This is a genomic window from Paenibacillus sp. FSL R10-2778 (genome assembly GCF_038593035.1).
Classification (GTDB): Bacteria; Bacillota; Bacilli; order Paenibacillales; family Paenibacillaceae; genus Paenibacillus_AQ; species Paenibacillus_AQ odorifer.
In genome coordinates this window covers 1,607,084-1,632,567 of the sequence record NZ_CP151956.1, presented here as the reverse complement: position 1 = coordinate 1,632,567, position 25,484 = coordinate 1,607,084, and the positions used below count along the sequence as shown (strand labels likewise).

Annotated in this window: 20 protein-coding genes; 1 reads left to right on the top strand and 19 read right to left on the bottom strand. The window is 44.7% G+C overall.

Going from position 1 to position 25,484, the window contains the following annotated elements; genetic code table 11:
• Positions 1-44 precede the first annotated feature (44 nt).
• From NST40_RS07130 to NST40_RS07120, 3 genes are all read right to left on the bottom strand, one after another.
• A complete protein-coding gene (locus NST40_RS07130) occupies positions 45-1,658 on the bottom strand; it encodes an ABC transporter substrate-binding protein (RefSeq protein WP_076193509.1) in 1,614 nt (537 codons plus the stop codon).
• A 61-nt stretch (positions 1,659-1,719) separates the two neighbouring features.
• Positions 1,720-2,601, bottom strand: a complete 882-nt coding sequence (locus tag NST40_RS07125) for a carbohydrate ABC transporter permease (protein ID WP_036675818.1) — start codon at positions 2,599-2,601, stop codon at positions 1,720-1,722.
• Between the two features lie 17 nt (positions 2,602-2,618).
• On the bottom strand, positions 2,619-3,539 hold the full coding sequence (locus tag NST40_RS07120) for an ABC transporter permease subunit (RefSeq protein ID WP_076276674.1): 921 nt from the start codon (positions 3,537-3,539) through the stop codon (positions 2,619-2,621).
• A gap of 465 nt (positions 3,540-4,004) precedes the next feature.
• On the opposite strand from NST40_RS07120, the gene NST40_RS07115 reads away from it, so the two are divergent.
• On the top strand, positions 4,005-5,042 hold the full coding sequence (locus tag NST40_RS07115; protein ID WP_076276583.1) for a LacI family DNA-binding transcriptional regulator: 1,038 nt from the start codon (positions 4,005-4,007) through the stop codon (positions 5,040-5,042).
• 102 nt (positions 5,043-5,144) lie between these two features.
• Here the strand turns inward: NST40_RS07115 and NST40_RS07110 are convergent, their stop codons facing one another.
• The 16 genes from NST40_RS07110 to NST40_RS07035 form a co-directional block, all read right to left on the bottom strand.
• Complete coding sequence (locus NST40_RS07110; RefSeq protein WP_179087002.1) at positions 5,145-5,951, bottom strand: ATP-binding protein; 807 nt, start codon at positions 5,949-5,951, stop codon at positions 5,145-5,147.
• A gap of 322 nt (positions 5,952-6,273) precedes the next feature.
• Positions 6,274-7,671: an MATE family efflux transporter gene (locus NST40_RS07105; RefSeq protein WP_076276585.1), complete on the bottom strand. Its 1,398-nt coding sequence runs from the start codon at positions 7,669-7,671 to the stop codon at positions 6,274-6,276.
• A gap of 396 nt (positions 7,672-8,067) precedes the next feature.
• A complete protein-coding gene (locus tag NST40_RS07100) occupies positions 8,068-9,219 on the bottom strand; it encodes a DUF4163 domain-containing protein (protein ID WP_342410545.1) in 1,152 nt (383 codons plus the stop codon).
• A 114-nt stretch (positions 9,220-9,333) separates the two neighbouring features.
• Positions 9,334-10,071 carry a CPBP family intramembrane glutamic endopeptidase gene (locus NST40_RS07095; RefSeq protein WP_076276587.1) on the bottom strand — a complete coding sequence of 246 codons (738 nt, stop codon included), beginning with the start codon at positions 10,069-10,071 and terminating at the stop codon, positions 9,334-9,336.
• A gap of 1,113 nt (positions 10,072-11,184) precedes the next feature.
• Positions 11,185-13,491, bottom strand: coding sequence for a thiamine pyrophosphate-dependent enzyme (locus NST40_RS07090; protein ID WP_342410544.1), 2,307 nt, complete (start codon positions 13,489-13,491; stop codon positions 11,185-11,187).
• A gap of 26 nt (positions 13,492-13,517) precedes the next feature.
• On the bottom strand, positions 13,518-14,528 hold the full coding sequence (locus NST40_RS07085) for a 2-oxoacid:acceptor oxidoreductase family protein (protein WP_076276589.1): 1,011 nt from the start codon (positions 14,526-14,528) through the stop codon (positions 13,518-13,520).
• A 45-nt stretch (positions 14,529-14,573) separates the two neighbouring features.
• Positions 14,574-15,539, bottom strand: coding sequence for a flavodoxin family protein (locus NST40_RS07080; protein WP_076218364.1), 966 nt, complete (start codon positions 15,537-15,539; stop codon positions 14,574-14,576).
• A gap of 10 nt (positions 15,540-15,549) precedes the next feature.
• On the bottom strand, positions 15,550-16,518 hold the full coding sequence (locus NST40_RS07075; protein WP_076125321.1) for a 2-keto-3-deoxygluconate permease: 969 nt from the start codon (positions 16,516-16,518) through the stop codon (positions 15,550-15,552).
• Between the two features lie 40 nt (positions 16,519-16,558).
• Positions 16,559-17,002 (bottom strand): hypothetical protein, encoded by a 444-nt coding sequence (locus NST40_RS07070; RefSeq protein ID WP_076125323.1) that lies wholly within the window; start codon positions 17,000-17,002, stop codon positions 16,559-16,561.
• Between the two features lie 50 nt (positions 17,003-17,052).
• Positions 17,053-18,414 carry an NADH-ubiquinone oxidoreductase-F iron-sulfur binding region domain-containing protein gene (locus tag NST40_RS07065; protein ID WP_076276590.1) on the bottom strand — a complete coding sequence of 454 codons (1,362 nt, stop codon included), beginning with the start codon at positions 18,412-18,414 and terminating at the stop codon, positions 17,053-17,055.
• Between the two features lie 2 nt (positions 18,415-18,416).
• The gene (locus NST40_RS07060) at positions 18,417-20,555 is read right to left on the bottom strand and encodes an FAD-dependent oxidoreductase (RefSeq protein ID WP_342410543.1); all 2,139 of its coding nucleotides are present in this window, start codon (positions 20,553-20,555) and stop codon (positions 18,417-18,419) included.
• 3 nt (positions 20,556-20,558) lie between these two features.
• Positions 20,559-22,013 (bottom strand): FAD-dependent oxidoreductase, encoded by a 1,455-nt coding sequence (locus NST40_RS07055; RefSeq protein WP_076218382.1) that lies wholly within the window; start codon positions 22,011-22,013, stop codon positions 20,559-20,561.
• Between the two features lie 23 nt (positions 22,014-22,036).
• Entirely contained in the window at positions 22,037-22,960 is a 924-nt protein-coding gene (locus NST40_RS07050; RefSeq protein ID WP_076218366.1) for an alpha/beta hydrolase, read from the bottom strand.
• Positions 22,953-24,086: a butyrate kinase gene (gene buk, locus NST40_RS07045; RefSeq protein WP_076218367.1), complete on the bottom strand. Its 1,134-nt coding sequence runs from the start codon at positions 24,084-24,086 to the stop codon at positions 22,953-22,955. The genes NST40_RS07050 and buk overlap by 8 nt, the downstream gene beginning before the upstream one ends.
• Before the next feature lie 4 nt (positions 24,087-24,090).
• Positions 24,091-25,095, bottom strand: coding sequence for a phosphate acyltransferase (locus tag NST40_RS07040; protein ID WP_076276591.1), 1,005 nt, complete (start codon positions 25,093-25,095; stop codon positions 24,091-24,093).
• On the bottom strand, positions 25,096-25,479 hold the full coding sequence (locus NST40_RS07035) for a holo-ACP synthase (RefSeq protein WP_076125332.1): 384 nt from the start codon (positions 25,477-25,479) through the stop codon (positions 25,096-25,098).
• Between the last annotated feature and the right edge of the window lie 5 nt (positions 25,480-25,484).

The window sequence follows — 25,484 nt, the reverse complement described above, 5'->3', positions numbered from 1 at the left end:
TTTACTCCCGAACACGGCATTTACCGCATATTATTTATAGTTTATTATTTGCTTGCTCTGTCATAGCCGCCTTGTTTAATTTCAAGCCATTCTTGCAGGCCCAGACGGTCCAATTCTTTCAAATATTCATCCCACTGCGCTTCGACTTTACCATTTTGGTACCATTCAGTACGCATTCTAAGCACGTAGGCAAATAGATCCGTCTCAATTGTCGTAAGGCGATCAAGCTCTTGAATAGAATGGAATACACTCGGCATTACGTTTTCTGCTTTCATTTTAGGCGCCATGATGTTCTTGATAATATCCATTCTGCCTTTGGCATCATCCGGCATGGTTGTGTATTTGCCATAATAGGAATCAAGGATAGCTAAGGGTCCACCGACACTTGTTTTCTCACGTAGTTCTACAGGAGCTGCACCCTCCAGCGGCAAATGCTTCAGCATTTCTTTTTCTTTATCAAATTCGAAAATATTTTGCTGTTTATCGTCTCCATACGTTCCCCAGTTGTTCTGTACAGATTGAATCGGATCGTAGAGTTGATCAACCCATTTTGCTGTCGTTTCTAAGTTCTTATTGGCGCTAGTGACAACCATCTTACCTCTGCCCAAACCAAGCGCATTCGTTCTTGTTACGTTAACTTCACCATCTGGTCCAGCAAGTGGAGGCATAACCTCGTAAATGTCATTTGCTCCAGTGATGTTGGCTTTATCCCATGAGAAGTAAAGTCCGTATCTCTGATCCTTCCCTTTTGCAAGGTAAGTACTCCAGTCCTGTGTATAGGCTTCAATATCAATGAGTCCTTCTTTATACAGCTCGTTAATAAAAGAAACGGCTTCTTTGTAATCATCTTGTGCCGCCGTAAATATTACCTTCCCATCATTGCTTACAACCGCGTGGTCGGGGTTCTCCCCCAATCCGAATGAAGCAAATAGGAAAACCAGATCTTCTGCTCCAGGCTTGTTAATAAAGGACAAAGGAATTTCGTCAGCCTTACCATTGCCATTTGGATCTTTTGTCTTGAAGGCAATTAATACTTCTTTTAATTCTTCTGTTGTTGTAGGCATATCAAGGCCCAGCTTCTCAAGCCATTCCACATTGATCCAAGGCATACTGTCTACCGCCTGGATTCTTTCTTTGCCATTGCCCAGCTCTTCGATCCACGGAAAGGCATAAATATTACCGTCTGGTGCCGTAATCATACTCTTGTATTCCGGTGCTTCTTCCAGCACCTTTTTGAAGTTGGGCATATTGTTCTCGATAAGCTCATTCAGCGGAATAATGGCACCATCTTTAGCAAGCTTGAGCAGCTCATAGTCGCTATAGTCCGCATTAAAAATTGCATCAGGAAGATCGCCGCTTGCCACAGCCAAGTTTCTTTTTTCAACAAATACGTCTTTCGTGAAATTCTTCCAATTAATATGAACATTCGTCTTTTCTTCAAGACGCTTATTAATCAGTTTTTCATTTGGATCAACGGGTGCAAGTGGAGAGCTTTGCGTAATAAAGTTCAAAGTTACTTTACCGCTGGCGTCCTGTTCTTTACTAGCTGCACTTCCCCCTCCTCCTCCGCCACCGCATGCAGTAAGGAACATAAACGAAGCAAGTACAGATGCAGAAGCTACTTTCGTTGATACTCTTGATTTCTTAATTCTTTTCATAGGGTATGACCTCCAAATTAGATATGAATGAATTAATCTTTATCTATGTGCAGCCTGTTTCCTACTTAAGGGAACCGACCATAACACCTTTTTCAAAGTACTTCTGGAAGAACGGATACATAACAATAAGTGGCAAACTGGAAACAACAATGGCAGCGTACTTGATGATTTCAGACAATCGTTTCATTTCCGCCATGGCGAGTTGATCGCTGATCATGCCCGGATCTACCTGATTCTGGATCAAGATGGACCGCAACACGAGCTGCAGTGGATGAAGATTCGGATTATCTAAATAGATCATGGCGTCAAAGTAGGAATTCCACTGGCCCACAAAAGCATAAAGAGCGAGCACGAAAACAATCGGTTTGGAGAGCGGTAATACGACACTGAAGAAAATCCGCATCTCCGAAGCTCCGTCGACATTAGCGGCTTCCTTCATTTCATTCGGTACTCCTTTGAAGAAAGTTCTAGAGAGAATGATGTTCCATACATTGACTGCCCCTGGAATAATCACCGCCCAGACTGTATCAAGCAGACCAAGGTTCTTAACGAGCAGGTATGTAGGTATAAGCCCACCCCCAAAGAACATGGTGATAATAAACAAGGTCATGAAGAATCCTTTTCCTTTGAGCCTGTCATCAGACAGTGCGTACCCTGCACAGATTGAGACGAGAACGGTAAGCATAGCAAATGAAACAGAGTATAAAACAGAGTTTCCAAAACCTCGGATCATGGCCGGATTAGAAAGAATTTTTATATACCCTTCTAATGACCAGTCCGAAAGGTTGAATGATAATCCTTTACTGAGCAGAACTGATGGATCCATAAAAGATGCAATCACTACATAAATCAAAGGAAGTACAATGATAAGTACGGCCAGTGTCAGGAAGATCGCGTTCAGCACGACGATAAAGCGATCTAATCCGGAATGTTTAATGGGCATAGCTTGTTGCTCCTTTCTTAGTAAAGACCTTCGCCCTCATTCAGTTTCTTCACGGTGAAGTTAACGGTGACGAGCAAGACGATGTTGATGATAGAGTTAAACAACCCTACTGCGGCTGAATAGGCATAATCGCCCGACTGCAAACCAATTTTATAAACGTAAGTCGGAATGATTTCTGAGGTTGGCAAGTTCATCGCCGTTTGCATGAGATAGGCTTTTTCGAAACCAATGGACATAATCCCACCAGCTGCAAGGATAAATACGATAGCCATAATTGGACGAATGGTTGGCAAATCGATATGGCGTATTCTTTGTAGAAGATTAGCGCCGTCAAGATTGGCTGCATTATGTAACTCAGGATCGACATTAGCAAGTGCTGCTACATAAATAATGGATGCCCAACCGGCTCCGGTCCAAATATCAGAAAGAATGTAGATCGAACGGAAGTACTCCGGACGAGACATGAACATGATTGGTTCACCTGTAAGCCACGTAAAAAACTGGTTAATCGGTCCCGTTGGGGACAAGAAGATAAACAACATCCCGACCACAACGACAACAGAAATAAAGTTAGGTGCATACAAGAACAACTGAATGTTCTTTTTGACGCCTGCACGGCGAATTTGATTTAACATCAACGCAAGCAGGATTGGAATTGGAAAACTCAGAATTAATCCGAAAAAACTTAATTTAAGCGTATTCATAAAGATAACTTCGAAGTTGGGGGATGACAGGAATTTCTCGAAGTTGTACAAGCCTACCCATTCACTCCCCATAATCCCTTTGATTGGGCTGAAATCTTTAAAGGCGATAATCGCACCATACATAGGACCGTATTTAAAAATCAGGGTCAGGATCACAGCTGGTGCGAGCAAAATATAAAGAAAGTAGTATTTCTTTAGATAGTCTAGTAAGGAGCTCTTATGTTTGGGCACCATTGTTCTGTGTTCAGCTTCTATTAGGTTTTGCAATGCCTTTACCTCCGTTCTTATCAATGTTTATATCTTGATGCAGTAAGGGCTTTCAATTGGCTTATGTCCTGCTGCTTTTACAATTTACCAAACACTTAATCGTTCGTCAATACATTTTGTAAAAATATTTATGTGCATATGACAAAATACTTTGTTCATAAATGACGCTTTAAATTTTACAAAATTACAAATACAGCCAATTTAAATAGGATTGTATACTTTAAAGTCAACATATTCTCATGAAGATGAAAAGAATAATACCTTTTTCGCACACTTACCCACTGGTAAAATGTAAACTAAATTGTGCATTTGTAAATATTATATTGCTATTTTGAGTAAACTAATATACATTAAAGAGAGTTGGAATCATGACAAATAGTACACTATTTGTGGCGAAGGTTAAGAACAAGAATATAGAGGTGAATTACATAGATGGCCAGGGAAAAAGTAACCATACAAGACATCGCGGATGCTTTAGGAATCTCCAGAAATACAGCTTCCAAAGCCTTAAATGGAACGAATGGTATACCTGATGAAACCAGAAACAAGGTTATAAAGAAAGCGATAGAGTTAAAATATAAACAATTTGCTTTTATGGACACCGAGAGTGTTCAACCAAGAAACTCTGGAAACATCGCTTTATTAACAGAAAACTTACCTAACACTTCCCACTTTGGATCGAAACTGATCAGTGGCATGGAGAAACGAATCAGCGCGGAAGGATATAATTTATCCATGCACATTATAAGAGACATTGATCAGGAGTCCTTGTCTCTTCCAAATAATTTTGATGTCGCCAATGTAGACGGAATTATTTGTATTGAGTTGTTCAATTCCGAATATAGTAAGCTGATTACAAGTCTAGGCATTCCAACTATTTTCATCGACTGCTCTGCCGATATCTGCTACCCTGAATTCCAAGCAGATGTACTTCTCATGGAAAATGAACACAGCACATATCAACTTACAAAAAAGTTAATTGATGGCGGTTACACATCACTGGGGTTCATCGGGGACTATAATCACTGTAGGAGTTTTAACGAAAGATGGGTGGGCTTTAATCGCGCTTTGATAGAATGTGGGATTCAGCTTGATCTCTCACAATGTATTCTCGATGACGACCGACTGTTTTTTTCGAGTCCGGAGTGGGCAGATACTAGGCTGAGCCAAATCAATGAGCTTCCTTCTGCTTTCGTGTGTGCTAACGATTATATTGCGGTTACCTTTATGAAGTCACTCAAAAATATGCTTTCTATTCCTAATGACCTCGTCATTTGTGGTTTTGATAATGGTCCTGAATCAAGCATTGTAGAACCCCATCTTACCACTGTTCATATTTATAGTAATCAGATGGGTGTCAAAGCAGCTGAAATGCTACTTTCCCGAATTCATGATCCGAAGCAACCCTATCAGGTTTCTCATATTTATACCAAACTCATCCTAAGAGAATCTACACCTAATATCAGTTGATGAATTTAAAAAGAACCCAAGCGATTAAAAATTCCGTCGCTGGGGTTCTTTTTTTTCGTTGAATTGTTCCAATTACAATTTCCTGTATTTATAATCCCACAATTAGTTCAAGGAAGGATTGTATTCTTCATAAGAAAGAACAATATGCTCACTTTTTAGCAGACAATGCTCTATGATCGCCTTACGTTTCGCTTTCAGGACAATTTGTTCAATATCAGCAAAACTGCAACCGGAAAGACGTTCGCATGTGTCCTCCAGCAGCCCAGCTTCACTTTCAAAGTCATTAATTAACAGTTCGACATATTGACGCCTACTTGATTCATCCGGGTTAGCATAAATCATTTTTGTATCAAACCTTCTCCAAATAGCTCTATCCAGTTCATTTTCTAGGTTCGTCGCTGCTACAAAAATGCTATTGTCACCAAAATCATCGAGACATTGCAGCAGTGTATTCACCGCACGAGCCATTTCTTTAACCTCGTCATTACTCTCCCGTGTTCTTGCAATGGCATCAAACTCATCCAGGAAAAGAACACAAGGAGATGCTTTGGCATACTCAAATATTTTCCGGATATTACTTCCAGTCTCGCCCAAATGACTGTGAATAATTGCATCAAGTCGAACCAGGATAAGTGGAAGCTCCAGCATTTGAGCCATATAAAATGCCGTCAGTGTTTTCCCTGTGCCCGGTGGACCATACATAACCACTTTATTGGGAATGGGAACTCGATGTTCTTCAAATCTTTCCCTCATACCTAGGATTGTGATGAATTCTTCGACAATCTTTCGATTCATATCGGGTAGGACGAGATGTCTAACCTTTTTGGCACATTCTTTGGGTGTATAATAGGTACCCATATCAATCCCTTTTGCTCTGGGTAGACGTTGATTGGTACTGCTTTTATTCATTATTTATTGAAGCTCCTTTAAAATGGTTATTTTCAAGAAATCCAAAAGATCCTTTCTGAATCCAGTTCAACCTGCTCTAATTGCCGCTCGAAGTCCTCGTGAGGAACGATAGAGTCCGCTTGTGACCATTCATTATCCACAAATCAATTCAAATGCACATTGTTTTTATTCGTAATTATTACGATTTAAAATATCATACTTTCTTTTTGTTTATAATGTCAACCAGTAGCACCTAAAAGAGCCTTTATAATTCCAAGGCTCTTTTAGGGTTTATCTATTAAATCGGCCCTCCAGGCAAAGCAGAAGTTCCAGCATCTTGCCTTCACATATTGTAAGTCCTGGCTAGCTTGGACTTAGCTCTGAGCCGGCTGAATTCCTTAGTTACCAGGATTACCGTCCACACTACAACCACAGAATCAATTACAAGCGAACCCCAATATACTCCGGAGACGCCTAACCATCTTGGCAAAACAAGCATCACTGGCACATAAAAAACAAGTTGTCTGGTGATGCCGATAACGGCCGCCGGTTTCCCTTTATTAATCGCAGGGAAAAAGGTCATGGCCATAAAAATGAGCGACAATAATGGCAGAACCGCCATGTTCAACCGGAAATATAACATTTCGCTGGTCTTAAAGATTTGATCCGGCAGCATTAGCCCCAGAATGGAAGCCGGCGAGATCATGGAAATTATCCAGAAAGGCAAAGTCAGCAGCATGGAAACGAGTGTGAATATTTTATAGGCTTTGATGGCGCGCTCATACTGTTCTGCTCCAAAATTTATGCCGATGACTGGCTGCAAGGCGCGCATTAATCCGAATATCGGCGTCAACAGGAAGGTGAATACACGAAAAACCACTCCATAAAATGCAATATCTGCTGTAGTCCCGTATCTCGACAGTGCATTAAATACTACAACAGCCTGTACCAGATTCATAAAGTTCATAATGAAAGAGGACATTCCCAGACCAATTATGGATTTGATTGTGGCAGCATCCCGATAGATTGCAAAGACATTCGTTCGGAATGAGGCAAATCCTTTGCCAAAATAAATCCATCCCAGCAAGGTGTAGACCAGCATCCCGATATTTGTAGCCCAGGCAGCTCCCTCTACTCCAAAATCCAGCCAGGCTACCAGAATATAATTGGACAATACATCAACTGCCAGTCCAATACCCATTACCACGGCTGCCGATTTCATTTTCCCTTCGGCACGTACAATCATGTTGGCAGCCAGTCCATAAATCCAGAAAAATGAACCAATCACCGTAATTCTAAAATAGCTGTCTCCAAGAGCCAGAGTTTCCCCTTCTCCTCCCATGATTCGCACCAGCTGTGTAGAGAAAAGCAAACCCAATACCATATAGACAAGCGTTACAAGGATGGACAGATAATTAACATTCCCCATCAAACGCTTCTGCATTTCTTTGTCCTGCCTGCCGAGGGCTAAACTTAAAGCAGAACCGGCACCCACCCCAATCAAGGAGCCCAGTCCCAAGCTGATCTGGGTTAATGGATAAGCTACCGAAACCCCAGCCAGTGCTTCCTCTCCGACAAACCTTCCCACAAATACAGCGGCAATAACCGCATTTAAGCCATAGAGGACCATTGCGATGATAGCGGGCCATGATAACTGGACCATAATATTCCATAGATTACCGTTGAGAATAAAATGCGTCTGCTTGTCTTTGCTGTTGTTTATCTGTGTTACTGTGTTCATAATATGAATTTTCTCTCCTTCTTTTGACTGAATATGCAAAGTCCTCGTTCAAAAATTATACGGGACTCCCTGCATTAACTAGTCTATAAGACATGTTGGCTAGCAACTACCGCAAAAAGGATTGTTTCTATCTCATATAGGATTTTATCTTTGAATTTATATAAATCTCCCCGGAATAGCCCCCTCTCATTTCCATTCCTATTAAAAAACTGCAGCAGGAGTGGTCGCGGCTCCGCAAGTTTCCGGTACATGGTCAATTTTGAATGCTAGGCAATCATTTAGTCCCCCTACTTAACTCAACAAAAAAAGCAACTTCCCAGTTGGCAAGTTGCTTTTAAAAAAACTCTTTTGTGATAAAGTAACGATGAAAAAAAACGATTGAAGTCAAAAACCGACCTAATAAGCAGCGAACGGATCCGCATTATTCGAAAGGAACTGAGCCCATGTGAATTTGAATTCAGGACTGCCTACAACACTTTCTGCTATATCACCTGGAACAAAAAACACAGTGAATCCTGCATTAGTCAAGTAGAAGTTATCCAGGTATGCATTAGAATCTTTAGTTAACTTATTGAACAGGTCAATAGAGTAGATAGAAGACTCAGTACCTTTTTGGACTTGTTCTTGAAGTGATTTCTTAATAACCTGACTGTAATTGCTGTTGGATTTCAGCAAATCTCCCAGCTTCATTGTCCTACCATCCTGCAGAGAGTAAGTAAGACCTGTTTGTGAGCCGCCTCCATGAGCTCCGCCGAGGTATTGATAATTGGTAAGCAGGAAGCTAATCACTCCATTTTGATTGTAAGTCACCTTGTAGGCCAGTTCGAAATCGTATGTCGCTCCTTCCGCTGGAGCACCAGACTTAGCCAGTTGTTTTTCCGAGGCATCTAGAAACTTCTGTGCCTGAGCTTTCACCGCTTTATTAATTGCCGCTTCGGCATTTTGATTCGCAAGCTGCGATACAACTGGATATACGATATTGATGGTTACATCCTTATGGGAATTAGAAGACTGGAGTTTACCGGCAGTTATAGTCAGTTCATTCATTCCTGCATTCGTGATATTGACAGTACGGGTTTGTCCGTTCCATTGGGCCAAATATCCGAAAGGTTCAACCAAGGCTTGCACTGCAACAAAAGAAGTTCCTCCGATTACCTGAGCTTCGTATCTTTGTCCCAGACCGCTTCCATTTAACTTTACAAGTGCACTGTCGATATCCAATGAATAATTTACAGTATTCTCTCCCAGGGTAAGCTCTACACTATGATTTTTGTTATCGTATTTAACAGCTGCGCCTAATGCTTGCGCTGCGTCTTTAAGCGGAATGAGTGTATTACCTAATGGGCTTAGGTAAGCCTGAGTCCCGATTGCTTTACCTTTAACCTGGACATTCACCCTGGAGGTTATTGTTGCAGTAGTGGCTGCAGCATGAACTGATCCGACAGACACGGGTAAAGCCGCCGCTGTGCCAACTGCAGCCAGTGCTGCTGACAATAGAAGTACGGACATCCGCTTTTTAGTTGTGAATTTTTTAACTTGAGTTTCCATTTTGAAGATCTCCTTTTAGTCATTTTCTTACTATCACACTATAATCCCGTCATTTCCCGGATGGTTTACAGTATTTTCAGAAAAAGATTACAATTTTTACATGGAATTCGCTAATCAATGATGCATTGAAACCATTAAGGCAAATCCAAAAAGTGTCCAGTCATTTAGCACATGCACTATAAACGATGTCCAAATGTTTTTAGTCTTAATGTATGGATAGAGCAGAACAATCCGTACAATGCCGATACCGAGAATGGCTTGTGCAATATTCCAATTATAAGTTGGTAAATGGTATGCGCCAAAAATAATGGATACTACAATCCACGCTAAGATAATCGCAGACTTTCTGTTCAGTTTAAGTTTTTTTACTCCTAAGTACAAAATGACTAAGAATGGAAGGATCGTTATTAATTCTTCTCCAAAAAGCATCGGGAGCATTGTCAGGAACGTCGTAATTGTATCGGAAAAATTACCATTGAATCCTTCACTCACTGGATTTGCACTAAAATTAAATAATTTCGTAATAATAAAACCAACACCATAGGTCACAATAAGATTTACAATGTACGTCCCAAGAATTAATATAATATCTTTAGCAACTAATTTTCTGAAAAGTAATGTCCACTGACTCCGTGCAACAAAGATAACTGCTGCTAATGGGAAAATCACATTTATAAAAGGATGTCCATAAGTACCTCCAAACCCAATAAGAAACAATGCAAAACCTGCAGCAACAGCTATCAGAAATATTAGGCTGGTTTTCAAATTTAGAGTAGGGGATTGCAGTTCACTGTAGAACGGAAAATCATCATTTTTACGCTCAAATCTAAAAAAATTACTTTTACTCATCATTAATCAAATCCTTCCTGAAAATAATGAAAAGCTATACTCTCTGAATACTAAAACCAATGATGCGGAGAATAGAAATACAGTCAGCTGTTTTTTTGTACTATCACACTATACTCCCATTTTTTTCTGAAACATTTACAATTTTTTCAGAAAAGAATTACAATATTTACACAAGTTTTGAATAAACTGAAATTAATTCATCACTTAATTTTGCAAATTCATGAAAATGTTTTAAAAAAATGAATCTATTTCAGAAATAATTATGTTGTTTTGATAAAATAGACAGGTAATAATAGAATAAACAGTTCCCTTGTTAAAAAACTAAAAAGCGAGGTTTACCAATGTTATGGACCTGAAGCTGTTAAAAAAAATTAAAACGATAAATTTCTTCACATTCTTCTTTTTTTGGACTGTCATCTTTTTTGCTCTTGCGGATAAGCCACCACCTGCTGGTTTCTATGGGCTTATTGCCCTATTATTAGTTTATGGTATTTTACTTATTATCTATTTAAATGATTTTATTGAAAGCTTGATTAAGAAGCGAAGAGGAGTTTTTCTACTCAATTTGTTATATTTCTCCTTGGGAGGTTTTGCTTTCAGTCTAATTCTTTCAATTATTGTCATTAACCTTGTTTCAAATGTAGAAAATGAAGGATATCTAATCTCGGCATTCAGTTCAACCGTAATAGGATTCCTTAACGGGTTATGTTTTTATTTTTTCAACAAGCTGCTTGTGAAGAGGTACAACCTAATGATTGAGCAGAACCGCTCTGAATAATAAAAAAGCCGAATTAGCTAAAGAATGACGTATCGCCAAAAAGCAACTTATCCGCAGATAAGTTGCTTCTTTATCATGATTTTTAACTTCTACACTATATAAGTTGAACTTAAGAATAAAGTAACGTAAACCGACGAATCCCCTGTCCTCACAGGTATTAATCTATTCCCAGACTTTGTTTCTTAAATTCACTCTCGAAACATAACTCCGTGAGATCCCCAGCTCCTTCGCTATCTCCCGCTGTATCCGCTCTTCTCGATCTTCAGATATACTCCCTTGAGCAAATCATCCACTTCCGAATCAAAATATCGATAAGTGTAATGTTTAAAAAACTATATTTACAATTCAGAATGCTCGTGTTTCGCTTTGAGACGACTCCAGCGGCGCTGAACTTCGCTCTCAAAGCTGCGCAGAGCCGGTTCGTTCTCAGGCTTGAGCAGATGGCGGGTCTTACCCATCGTCTTCAGCCAGGCAGAGACTTCAATACGTTTGTCCTTGTTCTCCGGATTGTACGTAATGGTCGTTGTGCCTTGTTCCACTTCATACAGCGGGAAGAAGCAGGATTCCACCGCCAAGGATACAATATCCGTCCCATCCTTGTCTTCGGTCATCCAATTCAACGGGCAGGCAATCAGAATCTTGCCGTAGACCAGACCTTCATTCTGCGCGTACCATTGGGCCTTAGCTGCTTTTTTGAGCAGATCCTGCGGATAGGCTTCACAGCCGGTGAATACATAAGGAATATTAGTGGCTGCCATGATCTGGGCAGTATCTTTATGCTGGGTGACTTTACCCTGCTGGGTCTTGCCGATGCTTGAAGTAGAAGTCCGGTGACCGAGCGGTGTTGAATAAGACTGCTGTGCACCAGTGTTCATATAACCTTCATTATCATACTCGATGATAATCATTTTATGTCCGCGCAGTGCAGCACCAATGGCTGGTCCCATCCCGATATCCATACCTCCGTCGCCTGTTACCATAACGAAAGTAAAGTCATTCCTCAGGCCCAGTCCATCCAGCTCTCCGCGGCGTTTGCGTTCCCAGAACATTTCTACCACCCCGGACAACGTAGCCGCACCGTTCTGGAAAAGGTTATGGATGAACGTTGACTTGTGCGACGAATAAGGATAGCCGGTTGTTGTAACCATTGCGCATCCTGTATGGTACAGCGCAACGATATCTCCTTCAATTCCCCTGAAGAACAGCTCAAGACCCGAGAAAATCCCGCAGCCCGGGCATGTGCCGTGACCCGGAGCCAGGCGTCTTGGTTTCTTCATCAAACTGCGGATCGGGGGAATCTTCACGGCCAGCTTTCCGGTTTCTTCATTTTTAGTAACAGTAATGAGGCCCGTCTTCAACAAATCGAAATTCATCGGCTTAAGCAGGCGCTGCGGTGCCTTTTCCGGTTCACCAGGATTGTGGCCGTAGTAATCAAACGGTACTTCAACACGGTCAGCAACAACAGCATCCAACGCCAGCTGGAAGAAATGATGGCCATCTTCAGCATAGAAGTCCTTGCCGCCTAATCCGTAAATCCGGCTGATGACTTTAGTCGTTGTATTCCCGTAAGTGAACAGCGCTGCCTTGATTTCGTTAACCATGTTGCCGCCGTGTCCGCCGAAGGAATCCGCACGGTCACCAACAGTAATGGCTTTGACATTCTTCAGTGCTTCCGCGATCTGCTTCTGCGGGAACGGACGGATCATGTTCGGTGAAATCGCTCCGGCTTTGACTCCCTGCAGTCGCAACTGATCCACAACATCCTTAATGATCTCGGACGCGGAATTCATCAGGAAGACAGCCACATCGGCATCCCCCATCCGGTACTGCTCAATCACCTCATAATGGCGTCCGGTCAGATCAGCAAATTCCTGAGCGATCTCTTCGAACACTTCACCGGCATTGTACATGGCCACAGACTGCTGATAGCGATTATTGATATAATCCGGTTCATTCATGTAAGGACCAACAGTAACCGGATTGTTGCGGTCAAGGGTATCGGTTGAGCCGGCTGGCGGCTGTTCGCCTACGAATTTATGCACATCTGCGCGGTGCGCAAAAGCCTGTACGCGGCGCTTCTGGTGAGAAGTGAAATATCCGTCCGAAGCTACCATAACCGGCAGGCGGACTTTGACATGCTCAGCCAGCTTCAGTGCCATCAGATTCATGTCGTAGACCGACTGCGGGTCACGGCACATCAGAATCGGCCAGCCGGTATTGAGTGCAAAATACAAATCGGAGTGGTCCCCGTGAATGTTCAGCGGTCCGGAGATGGAGCGGCAAATCAGGTTCATAACCATGGGCATCCGCGTACCGGCTTGTACAGGCAGCTGCTCAAGCATGTACATGTAGCCTTGCGCACTGGTGGCGTTAAATACGCGTCCGCCGGCTGTAGAAGCGCCATAACAGATACCTGCCGAGCTGTGCTCACCATCTGAGGGCACGAGCATAATGTCATGCTGGCCGCTGGCTTTCATCGTATCGAGGAATTGGGAAACCTCTGTCGATGGCGAGATCGGGAAATACCCCATGACATGATAGTTGATCTGATGCGCAGCATAGGCCGCCATCTCATTGCCTGATTCATATAGGAATTTCTGTTCTACTTTGGCAGAACCTATTTCTTTTTCATAATCAATAGCCATTGTTCATTCCGCCTTTCTAACCAGATTTACGCTTGCGTGATGAGATCGAATGGATGATGCACCGTATGGCTGTCGGCATAGCCTTCCTTCTCGCGCATGCTTGAGAGTGCCGAGGTCGGGCAGGCGCCTACGCATTTCAGGCAACCCTTGCAATATTGATAATCGATGCCCCGCAGGAACATCTGTGAGCGCCCCTTGCGGTCAAGCCGTTCTTCCCACACAAAACACTGGTCAGGGCAGACGGTGTCACACTGTGCACAGTTAATGCAGGACTCATTTTCATAAGCCGGAATCATTCCGGAACGGGAAATGCTCAGGTTCTTGAGAAAGCTGCTTCCCGGATTGATGATCGTACCGCCTATAGGCTGAGTTTCATAGCCAAACGGCGAAATGTCGGAACGCACATATTCAGGCATGCTGTCCCCTGCCTCCAGCTCGAAGTGCATAAACTTCACTTCATTGTAGCCGCGCTCAAAAGTCGTAATAGCCGATTGTACAGCCTGCGGATATTTTTTGCCGAGCGATTTCTCAATAACGCCCTTCATCGTTTCAGTATCCAGGAATGGGCAGAGCCGGAACAGGGCACCCAGCATCGCCATGTTTACACGGTTTTTCTCTTTCAGTGCGATGCTTGTCGCGTCGATCACAGCAATGGTTCCGGCTTTCATCTTCAACAGCTCTTTGAGTTCTTCCGGCGTCTTGGCCGAGTTCACAAGAACAGTGCTGTCTTCATTAATCCCGCTGGTGACATTAACGGTCTTGACAAGCGCTTCGTGGAACACCCCAACCACATGGGGACGCTCTACCGGCGAAGTATCACGGATATGCGTGTTTAAATCACAGAACCGGATGTGGGCCTTTACAGCAGAGCCCTTTTTCTCTGATCCATAAGACGAGAAGCTTACGCCGTTCAGCCCCGCTCCGACGACTCCCGCTTCTGCGAGCATTTTACCCGCCAGGTTAGCTCCCAAGCCTCCAATAGACTCCAGTCGAATTTCAAAAAATCCGAGATCGTTAATTCGTGGTAATTCAATCATAAATGAACTCCTTTCACTAGAAGACTAGTAATACTCTTGAGAGCATTAATCCCGTTCAGGTCTGGAATAAGCTAAATAATTTTTGTACTTCTTCAACCGTTCTGGCAATTCGTCAGCCTTTGGATTACGTTTTAAAGAAACTTGATATAATTCATCTGCGTGGCCAAGCTTTCCGGAGATTAGAACATGGGAATGTGCTCTATCTTCCTCGGCGATATCAAATCTTACTTTTCCGTCTTCCACCTCCAGAGTCCCCCTGACCCCGCAAATTCCACATATTGCTGGATAATTATCATCATGATTTCTGATTTCTATGAGTTTGGAATGACAGATTGGACATAAACCAGGTTCGCCAATATACTTCGCTTCCGTTTCTGGATTCATGAGTGTTTCAGCCACATGACGACCGGATTGTCTTGCTCTCTTAAGTTCTTCCTCCCTGAACACAACTGCTCCAGGTAAGCCAACCCAATTGACCAGCATTTTATCTATTACATTAATTTGCATCGGCAACGTAAAAAGGTGGAGCATCGGCAATGCGAGTGTGTCCCACTCACTTCCTCCTACAGCAATAAGAGAAGCTACTCTAGTTTTAAAGCTTCTTTCATCCGGGCCTTTGCCGGTAGTAATCCCTCTTTCCTCGCGTTGCTTCTTGGCAATCATCCGGAAAGCAATGTCATGAGAAGGCCCCATCCGGTCATTCAGAATCTTCAATAATCCGTTAGGACTCTTTTCATAAATGGCTGAGCTCAAGATTAATCCGTCGCATTCCATTAATTTTTCATCAATAAATCCATAGTCATCATTCTTTATCACACAGTCTCCTGAGCCACACTTTTCAAGCAGACTCACTACACAAGCATTACAACCGGTGCAAGGTTTAATATGTAAATCATTAAGACGCACAAGTTCTACTTCGGCCCCAAGCTCCTCAGCACCCATTAAAGCTTCTTTAACAAGGATTTCTGAATTGCTCATTCTTCTTCCGCAACTGATCCCTAAAATTTTCATTAGTAGCCTCCTACAATTCGAATTTGTTAAGCATATTTTCAGAAACTGATCCACGAGATCGTTTCAGCTTTTTCACAAGAACTGGAGTGACAATTGCACTGGCAACAACTGCGAATGCAATTTGTGCGCGGGCACTCTCAACATAAGGCAGATATGCCTGATCGACCTCTGCCATAAGTTGAGGTACCGTTATGGATAACCCGGCTACACAACAAATCGCCGCAGAAGCATGCCCGTCTTGTTTCAGACAGAATCGGTCAACTAACAACATGGGGATGTTATTAATCAAGGTAAAGATCAAGAACAAAATCAGCCCCAGCCCACATGAGCTGAGTGCGCTCTTGAGATCGATATTCGCCCCAAGGCAAAACCCCAGAAAAGGCACCATAAGTGAGGTCCCTGATTTGGAAAAATTACGAACAGCAGGATCAAACATACCCAGAAGAAATCCGACTACAAATGGAATTAAAGTAGCCATGATGCTTCGAGCGTCAATCCCATTTCCGGAAGAGAAACCAAGAATACAGACGGGTATGAACGGTAGCCCGATAAGGTTCAGCAGAGCAAACGCAGAAATGTCAGTGTCATCACCGTAATTCTCCATCAGCGCAAGGTACATGCCGGGATTGCAACTAGTGATGCAAGCCACAAGTGCCAGGGTAGAGATTCCTCCAAACCCCGCCAAACCGAATAGCTTCATAACAACGATCCCAAAAACAACACTAAGAACAAGTTTTACCGCAACTAGTATGCCGCCCCGCCGCAGAGTTGTCACAAGCTGTTGAGGTTTGAACTGAATACCACAGAATACTAGCAGAATTCCCACGATCGTCATCGTTCCCGCATTCGAAAATACAGCAGTGGACGGATTGCCAACCATCAAGGTTCTCGGATAAAAAGTATGCATTATTGCAGCGATTCCCATAGGAAGCAGCATCATTCCGCCTGATATTCCCTGTATTCTCTCTAATATTTTCATGTACGGCGATTCCCTTCTCCCAAGTAATCGTGTCTTTCCTCTATCTGACTGTTACTCTTGCGCATGCTTTATTCCCGGCAGCTTTGGCTAGAGGTGTCATGATCATGGTCATTAGATAGGAAACCAAATAAAGCACCGGATAATTCCCAGTAAATGAGGTGAGAAAGCCTGACAGGTTTGATGTGCCAAGCAGAGCCATCACTCCGCTGATTACAGTTACAGGAATGAAGTTTATTAGCAGACAGCCGACACATTGACCCGCCAGTAAATCCTTCTTTAGAGCAAAAAGCCCCGTAAACCAGTCGCTAATCCTCATCAAGGGAATAAAATCGTTAATAAGACAAGCCAGCGAGAAACCAACCAGGGTGAACACCCATGTTCGTCCATTAATCCCCTCATTCATCAGGGAAGCTGCAAGCGACATCGCCGCCGCAGAGGGAAGATTCAACACAAGCTTAAAATACAAAGAATATGTCTTACTCATTTTCCTGCACCCGCAGCCGATATGGCATGCTCTTTCCATTTTTCTGTTACTTACTTGAATCTGCCCACCCTGGTCAGCTGTTTGGGGACACGGATGCGACCAGATGCAGTGACAATCGCATTCTCTTCACAGACTTCCGTACACCTTCCGCATTTTTCACAAATCGCCGGATCGATCATATGGATATAGCCTGATTTCCCTTGGATTGCATTTTCCGGGCAGACATCAAGACATTCCCCGCAGCCGCTGCATAATTTCGGATCAATGACATAGGCAAGAAAATGGGTACACACCGAAGCCGGACAGGTCTTGCGTACAATATGGGCTTCAAGATCAAGACGGGAGCAGGCAACAGCAGATAACGCCGGCCCCACCATTTTTCTTCCAAATGCGCAAAAAGATCCTGCTCCGATTAATTCGCCAATATCTGTTACTAAATCAAGATCCTCTTTTTTTGCTCGCCCTTCGGTAACATCAGTGAAGACTGCTTTGAGTTGCCAGCTCCCCTCACGGCAAATCACACATTTTCCACAGGATGTCTCCGCTGCAGCGCTAAGTAACCCTTTGGCGATAGTTGCCATACAGTGCTTGTCGGTAAAGATTCGGATACTGTCATAAACAGAATCATAGCTTATGAATTCCGAAGTTAAGGCCGGAGCCGATGCGAAGTGCCCGAGCATGCCACCCAGCAGCAGGGGCTTGGCTGGCGCAAGTTCAAGCTCCTCTAACAGAGCAGACACAGGGGTGCCAAGTGCAACTGCCACAACCCTGGTTCTCTCATCTGTTGTAATCATTATTAATTTCTCCTGACGGCGGGAACTGCTTACACCTTCGTAAATCCAGTACGCAGTCTCCACATCCAGCAGGAAGGTAGGTCTCCCTTGCCAGCCTTCGGCACTGAAGCTTTTCACCCATAAGTCACAACGTATTACACCATTGTCTATGGCATTGTATAATGCTGTTTCTTCCCGCAGGACAGGAGAAGCCGGTCCGTACTTCACTGATATAAGCGAGGCCGGAGCTATCTCACGCAGCGGTGCCGCCAACATCTCAGCTTGCGCCTCTGTCTCGGCATAGATCAGAATCTCACAATCCATGCAAATCTTCGCAGCCATTGCCAGCCCTGCTGCTATTCGACTCGCGACATGCGCAAGAATAAAGTCCGTGAATCCATCTAACTCCTGTGCGAGAGAGCAGATTAATACGGGTCTCCCGTCATCTGGATTGATTGCGGATAAACGTTCATCGAGAAGCACTCCTTGTTTATCCGTCAATGCAAGTGCTCTAATTCTTACTGCCGCGTCCGAAGCTGAAATTGCTAGCCTATTCTCCAAAAGCTCCTGAATAGCAGGCTCTTCAGCATACGGGAAAGGCGACAGAAAATGGGGAGTTCGGCTGACTTCATGTGGCATCTTTATTCACCTCTGGCAACACTCGAATAATCATTCCAAAATTTTTGCGCAGCTATTTCTAGTCGCAGATCACACTGCAGACAACGTTGCGCCTCATCCGGTACTTGCGCTTCAGAATAACCCAGATCCATCGGATCAAAGCATTGGCAACGCTCCTCTGGTGCAACAATCTGTGTTTTCTTTCGCTTTCTATCACTCATGCCTTTAATTGCACCAATTCTCGGGCAAACCGCCTGCTCCGGTGAAAGATTTTCCTCAATATTGCCGTCCCCGCCGAGAAACCGGTCCATCTCTGAAGCAGCCAGGCGCGCACCTGCTATGGCACGAATAACTGAATCTGTGCCTGTTACACAGTCTCCGGCTGCGAAAATACCGGGAATGCTTGAAGCACAGCTATTCGCTTCGACAACAATGCGGCTGCCACGACCAAGGGCTAACCCACAGCCCTCTGCCAAATCAGGTCCTTGACCTACTGCAAAAATCACTGTATCAACCGGGAGTATCGTTTCGCTGCCAGGTATAAGATCAATGACACTTCTGCCATTCTCATCAAACTGGAAGCCTTTCACTTCTGCCATCCGCAGCCCGTTCACTTTACCGTCGTCGCTGCCGTTAATGGCGAGAAACGTTCGGCTGTTATGCACCAGCACTCCCTCTTCTTCAGCCCAGCGAAGCTCTTCAGGAGATGCGGTCATCTTATTTCGGCTTTCAAGGCAAGCCAGATGAACGGTTTCCGCGCCAAACCGTTTTGCGATTCCTGCACAGTCCAAGGCAACGTTTCCCCCACCCAGAATAATTACGTTCTTACCGACAGTCGGAGCCTCCCCCTCTGCCGTCTGGCGCAGAAATTCAATATTCGTATATACGCCTTCCAGCCCGGCGCCCTTCAGTGGCAGACGCGCTCCCTTATGAGCCCCTACGGCTACCAAAACAGCGTCAAATCCTTCTGAGATCAGGGAGGCAGGAAATTCAATCCGAACACCGGTCTGTAATTTCACACCCAACTCCAGGATCATGCCGATTTCTCGGTCAACGATCTCCCGGGGAAGACGATACTGTGGAATCCCGTATTGCATCATACCGCCAGCCTTTTGGCGTTCTTCATAAATAGTTACCTCATGACCTAGCTTTGCAAGGTACATGGCAGCCGTCAGACCAGCAGGACCTGCACCAATAATAGCGACCTTTTTGCCAGTGGCCGATTTTTGGAAAGAACGAGTTTTCCAACTACCGTCATCATGCTCGCAGGCATGGCGTTTCAGGTCACGTATGGCCACCGGTTCATTGAGAAAATTACGTTTACACTCCAATTCGCAGCGATGGGTGCATATGTACCCGAGCGCGTGGGGAAACGGTACTTTTTCGCGCATGACGGCAGCCGCAGCCGGATAATTTTTTTCCCGTATGAACCGCAGATATTTGGGTATATCAATATGGGCAGGACAAGCCGCCCGGCATGGAACCAGGGCATCTGAACGGGACTTTCCAGTCATCTTCTGCGTAATGGCCTCGTGTTCACGAATAGCTCCTGTGGGGCATACCTCTACACAAGCACTGCAAAAGCGGCAATCTGCATCCTGCAGGGAATTACCATCTACTACAACCTGCAACCGGCCCTGAACCTTCTCAAAGCGGATAGCTCCCACACCCCGCATCTCTTCACATGCACGCACACATCTTCCACATAGAATACAGCGGGTCATTTCATGAAGAATAATCGGGTTCCTGGCATCCTCAGCAATACGGATCGGGTTGGCCCGGAGGCGGCGCCCCGTATCTCCGACAAATTGGGAAATGGATTGGAACTGGCAGTGTCCGAATTTTGGACAGCCTGTACACTCACTTGGATGTGTTTTGAACATTAAATCAACAGAAAGCTTTCGTACGTTTTCAGCGAGAGCATCCTTACTGTCAATGACCATTCCTTCTTCCGCCTTTACAGCACAGGCAGCCACGACACCCTTTTTCCCTTCCTGACGCACCATGCAGAGACGGCAGGAGGCAGTGTGACGAAGATTCTCATGGTAACAGAGGTTCGGGATATAGATACCGTTTGATAGTGCAGCTTCTAGAATCGTTCCACCTGTACGCACAGATACGGTCTTTCCGTCAATCACCAGTGTCACTTGTTCGTCCTTCATCGTTTATTCCTCTGCTCTCACATATTCAGCGGCACTTTCACCGGCAAAACGTCCCGTATTCAAGCAATAACCCATCGTGTTTCCGGGTAAAAGAAACATATAGCTGTCCCCGTAAATGGTACAGGTATCTGTACCGGCAGCGTACAGACCGGGTACAGGCAACCATTCCTTATCCAGCACTTCTGCTCTATCGTTTATTTTTATACCGCCAAGTGTGCCATACGCGCTGGGACGAAAGCATCCGGCATAGAAGGGTGCCTTCACAACAGGCTTCATATAAGTCTTGTTTTTGAAGAAGAGCTCATCACTTCTATCACACATATCGTTGTATTCATCAACTGTATCGAGCAAAGCCTCTGGAACGATCCCAAGTTTTTCAGCTAGCTCCTCAATGCTGTCTGCTTTGATAATGTCCGGATTGCCCTGAAGGATGTAATCCTCTACGACCTCATCAAAATCACTGACATCATCCGGGTCATGCACAAAGTTTATGACATCAAGACCATTGCGCTTATACCCCTTTAGAATAGTGGAATCAATAATGGAATAACCTACACGCCCTTTTTGAATAGCGATGGCGTTGCCGGTGAAGGTATTGTTCTGCATTTCTTCCTCATTAATAAAACGTTTGCCGAGTTGATTCACCATCAGGTTAGGTTGCATCAGTACGGCAGGCACACTATCCGGACCGGTATCCGAATGTGGCAGAATGTAGATCATTTCAACTGTCATATCGGTTGTCGCAGCCCCTGCCTCGCAGGCCATACGAATTCCGTCACCCTTGAGTCCGGGGATTGCAAAATTGAACATATCCTCCTTGTAGCTATAGCCGGTGCGCTCCTTAATCATCTCTGGATTATCACCTGCACCTCCCGTAGCTACAACAACAGCCTTGCACCGGAACTCAGTTTCTTCACCATCAGGCCCTCTGCCAATAACTGCGCAGACCTTGCCCTGTCCATCTGTAAGAATACGCTGAGCAGGGGTTTCAAGATAAAACTCAACCCCATGCTCACGTGCGTATTCCATGATTGCTTTATTCATGATGGCACCGCCATTGCGGCCAATGCCACCGTTCACTGCTACGATATGCCAGGTCTGCTCAGATTTCGGAAAATATTTGTATGCGCCAGCAAACTGGACGCCCATCTCTTCTAGCCAGGTAATGGTATTGGCGGAATTTTCAAAATACCTTTTCACAAGAGTGGCATCTACGCGCCAATGCGTATATTCCATAAACATTTTGAAGGCCCGTTCTACACTGATATCTACCATCATGGATTTTTGCTGCCGCGTACCTATCCCCAGAGGTCCCATCCCCATATTTGCTGCGCCACCTACCGTACTGTTTTTCTCCAGCACTACTACCCTCGCTCCGTTCTCAGCAGCTTGCGCAGCGGCTGCCAATCCGGAAGGTCCTGCGGCAATTACAACTATTTCTGTCTCGATCTGTCTCATATAAAGTTCCTTTCCTAGAAACATTAATTTAAATACACCCTTAACCATTGCGCACTCCATTCCACCGCCTCATTTGCCAGCTCACGGAAGTTGATTGCATGGGTTTCTTTTGTATCTATGGGAAGTTCGTTATAACAGGCACTGTTAAAAGCATCTTCTATATAGCCATGGTGCGCAGCTTGCATCTGCCGTATAAAGACTGGAACGCCTGCCCTGGACAAACGAATTGCATATTGTTCGCCTTCATAGCACAACGCATCACACTCGGCAAGTACTATAATGACCGGCGGCATATTAGTAATGAACCGTTCAGGCGCATGGAGCGGTGATACATAGGGTTCCTTCCGTTGCTCCTCACTTGAATATAGAGAAGTAAACGCTTTCATCAACTCTGGGGCCATATCGGACAAACAGCGCTCCTTCGCTGCCGGATCATTTACGGCATCAAGATAGGGGTAATGCAAAATCTGGCAGCAAATAGAGTAGCGATCCTGTTCCCTTGCCTTCATTGATGCGGCTGTAGCAAGAGTCGCCCCTCCACTGAATCCCATAACTGCAAACCGTGAAGGGTCCATACTGAAGCTTTCAGCATTTTCGGCAAACCACTTCATTACCCCACAGACGTCATCTAGCGCTGCAGGGTAAGGATTCTCAGGAGCTTTGCGGTAATTTATCCCTACTACGTGACAGCCAATAAGAGTTCTGACTTCCTCGCACAGGTTATCATCCTTGGCAGCATCGCCAAGCACTAGCCCCCCGCCATGCAGCTCAAAAAGTACTGGCGAGTTTTGCCGCTGGGCACGATGCAACCAAACTTCAACACTGTGGCTTTCACCGCAAGGTATTTCCAGCCGCTCTCCATGAATATGCTGTGACAACAGGACCATTCTTTCAGATGCACGAATGGAGGGTATGATTTTAATGAAGCTTTGCAAGAAATCATCCATTTGATTTTCCTGTTTCTGTTCTGTTGAAACCTTCCCATACGGGATAACCCGTATACACTTTGGTTTCTTCTTCACCGTTCAGAGCACGCACAGTGCCTGCCGCAAGTGCCTCCATTTCAAAATCACCCCCGTACACCTTAACAGGTGCGATCCAGCCACAGTATAGCTCCACAAAACCTGTAAAATAGAGGTCATTGCTGACGCCGCCTGTGAGAATGATCCCGTCCACTTGGCCTTGAAGAACTGCTGCGCAAGCACCGACAGCTTTGCATAACTGATAAGCCATAGCATCATAAACAAGCTTCGCATAAGTATTTCCGCTAGCAATTATTTTTTTGATCTCCATGGTGTTATCTGTACCGAGATGACTGACTAGTCCTCCTGTCTTGCTGATCTTCTGGATCATTTCCTGATGGGTGTATTCACCGGAGAAGCACATATCAATAATGGGGACGGCAGGGATTGAGCCAGAACGATTCGGCGCCATAGGACCTTCTCCATTTAGTACATCATTGCCGTCTACCATTCTTCCCTTCTTATGGGCAGTAACAGATAGCCCCCCGCCCACATGCGCCACAATAAAGTTGCATTCCTCATACGGTCTGCGTAGTTCTTTGGCATACCGCATGGCGACTTCTTTCTGATTGAGCACATGTACTCTACTCTCTCGATAAATGCCCCTTATCCCTGTAAAACGGGCCAGCTCCTCATATTCGTCAACATCAGGCGGGTTGACCAAATATGCAGGTGCTCCGCCAAATTCATCCGAGAATGCTTGAATAAGCTGTGCGCCGAGAACTGCCGGATGCTTGACCGTTCTTCCCTCCCGGGAATGCTTAAGAATGGCTTCATTAATCGGATAAATGCCACCAACCATGCTTTCCAGACCTCCACTGTACGCAGCGTAAGCATCCATAGCAGTAAGGCTGATTTTAGCCTTATATAACTCCGATAGAATCGTCTCGCGCCGGTAAGGAAGTTGGTCGCCAATAGTTGCAAAGGTCTTTAGAACTGCCGGGTCATGGGCAACATTCGCTTTGAATACTTGTGTGTTGTTCTCAAAAACCGCCAATTTTGTTGAAGTAGAGCCTGGGCTGAGCGTAAAAATTTTATATATCCTTTCCATGTCTTCACAGTTCCTTTCCATGCTGTGCGCGTACAATTAGCATAATAATATTGCCCATCATTTCGGAAAGCGGAGCACTGCGGGAAAAATCGCAGATCGGCTGTGCAAAGCCTTGAAGTACAGGCCCATATGCATCGGCTTGACCAAAAAGCTGTATCAGCTTGACACCTATATTCCCGGCATGCAGATTTGGAAATATAAGCACATTTGCCTTGCCAGCGACATCACTTTCACGCTTCACTTTGTTTGCAGCCACCCCTGGGGATATAGCTGCATCAAGTTGAAATTCACCATCGATCTTCAAGTCCGGCACTCTGCCATGTACAATATCGATTGCCTTGCGGATAACATCAATACTCTCATGCTCCGTGCTGCCACATGTAGAAAAGGAAAGCATAGCAATACGAGGCTCCCAGCCGAGCAGCGTTTTGACAGTATGTCCAGAGGATATGGCGATGTCAGCAAGTTCGTCAGCATCGGGAGCGGCATTCACCGCACAATCAGCTATAGCAAGCAGCTGACCTTCAGGACCCTCAAAGCCCGGCACATTCACAATACCAAGACTTGAAATGCTGCTAAAGCTTTCCTGCATCCCGATAATGTTTTGAGCCGCCACAATAACCTCAGCCGTAGTATACTCGCGTCCAGCAGCTGCACAATCAGCCCTGCCGGTCTTAACCAGCAGCATCGCACAGTTTACTGGATCTTTTGCCTTGCGCAGGACCGCTTTTCTGCTCAACTCATCAAAACGGGCTGTATATTCGTCAGCGAGTTCTTCTAACTGCTGCTCATTCGAATTATTGAAGAAACTGAATGCCTCAGTCGAAATTCCAAGTTCCACCGCACGCGCACTGATACTCTCTGAATTGCCAATTAGCACAGGTTGGCCTATCTTGCGTGCGACCACCTCCGCGGCGGCTTTCAAAATCATTTCATTATCACATTCCGGAAAAACCACCCTTTTGGGATGAAGACGTGCTTTTTGCTCGAGCGTTTCCAGCAGGCTCATTTATATACTCCTTCCATCTGCAGCTATGGCAAAGGCCACCGCGTAGTCTGTATCATAAGAAAGGGAAATTTTCACTTGCGCACATGAGCTTTGCAGCGCCCGTTTGGCGATTTCCCCATGCAGTATCACATTAGGCCGCCCTTCGGCATCATTAAGGATTTCAATCTCTTTGAGACTAACTCCCTCGCCACTGATAGCTAGAGACTTGAACACCGCTTCCTTGCCGGCAAACCGCGTTACATAGTAATAAAAAGGCTCCGGACGGCTTATAGCTTGCGCGATCTCATTCGGAGTATATGTTTTTTGTATAAATGGATCTTCCTGCACCAGCGTAATGGCTCGCAGATGAGAAAAATTCACGATATCTGTCCCCACACCGATCATCGGAC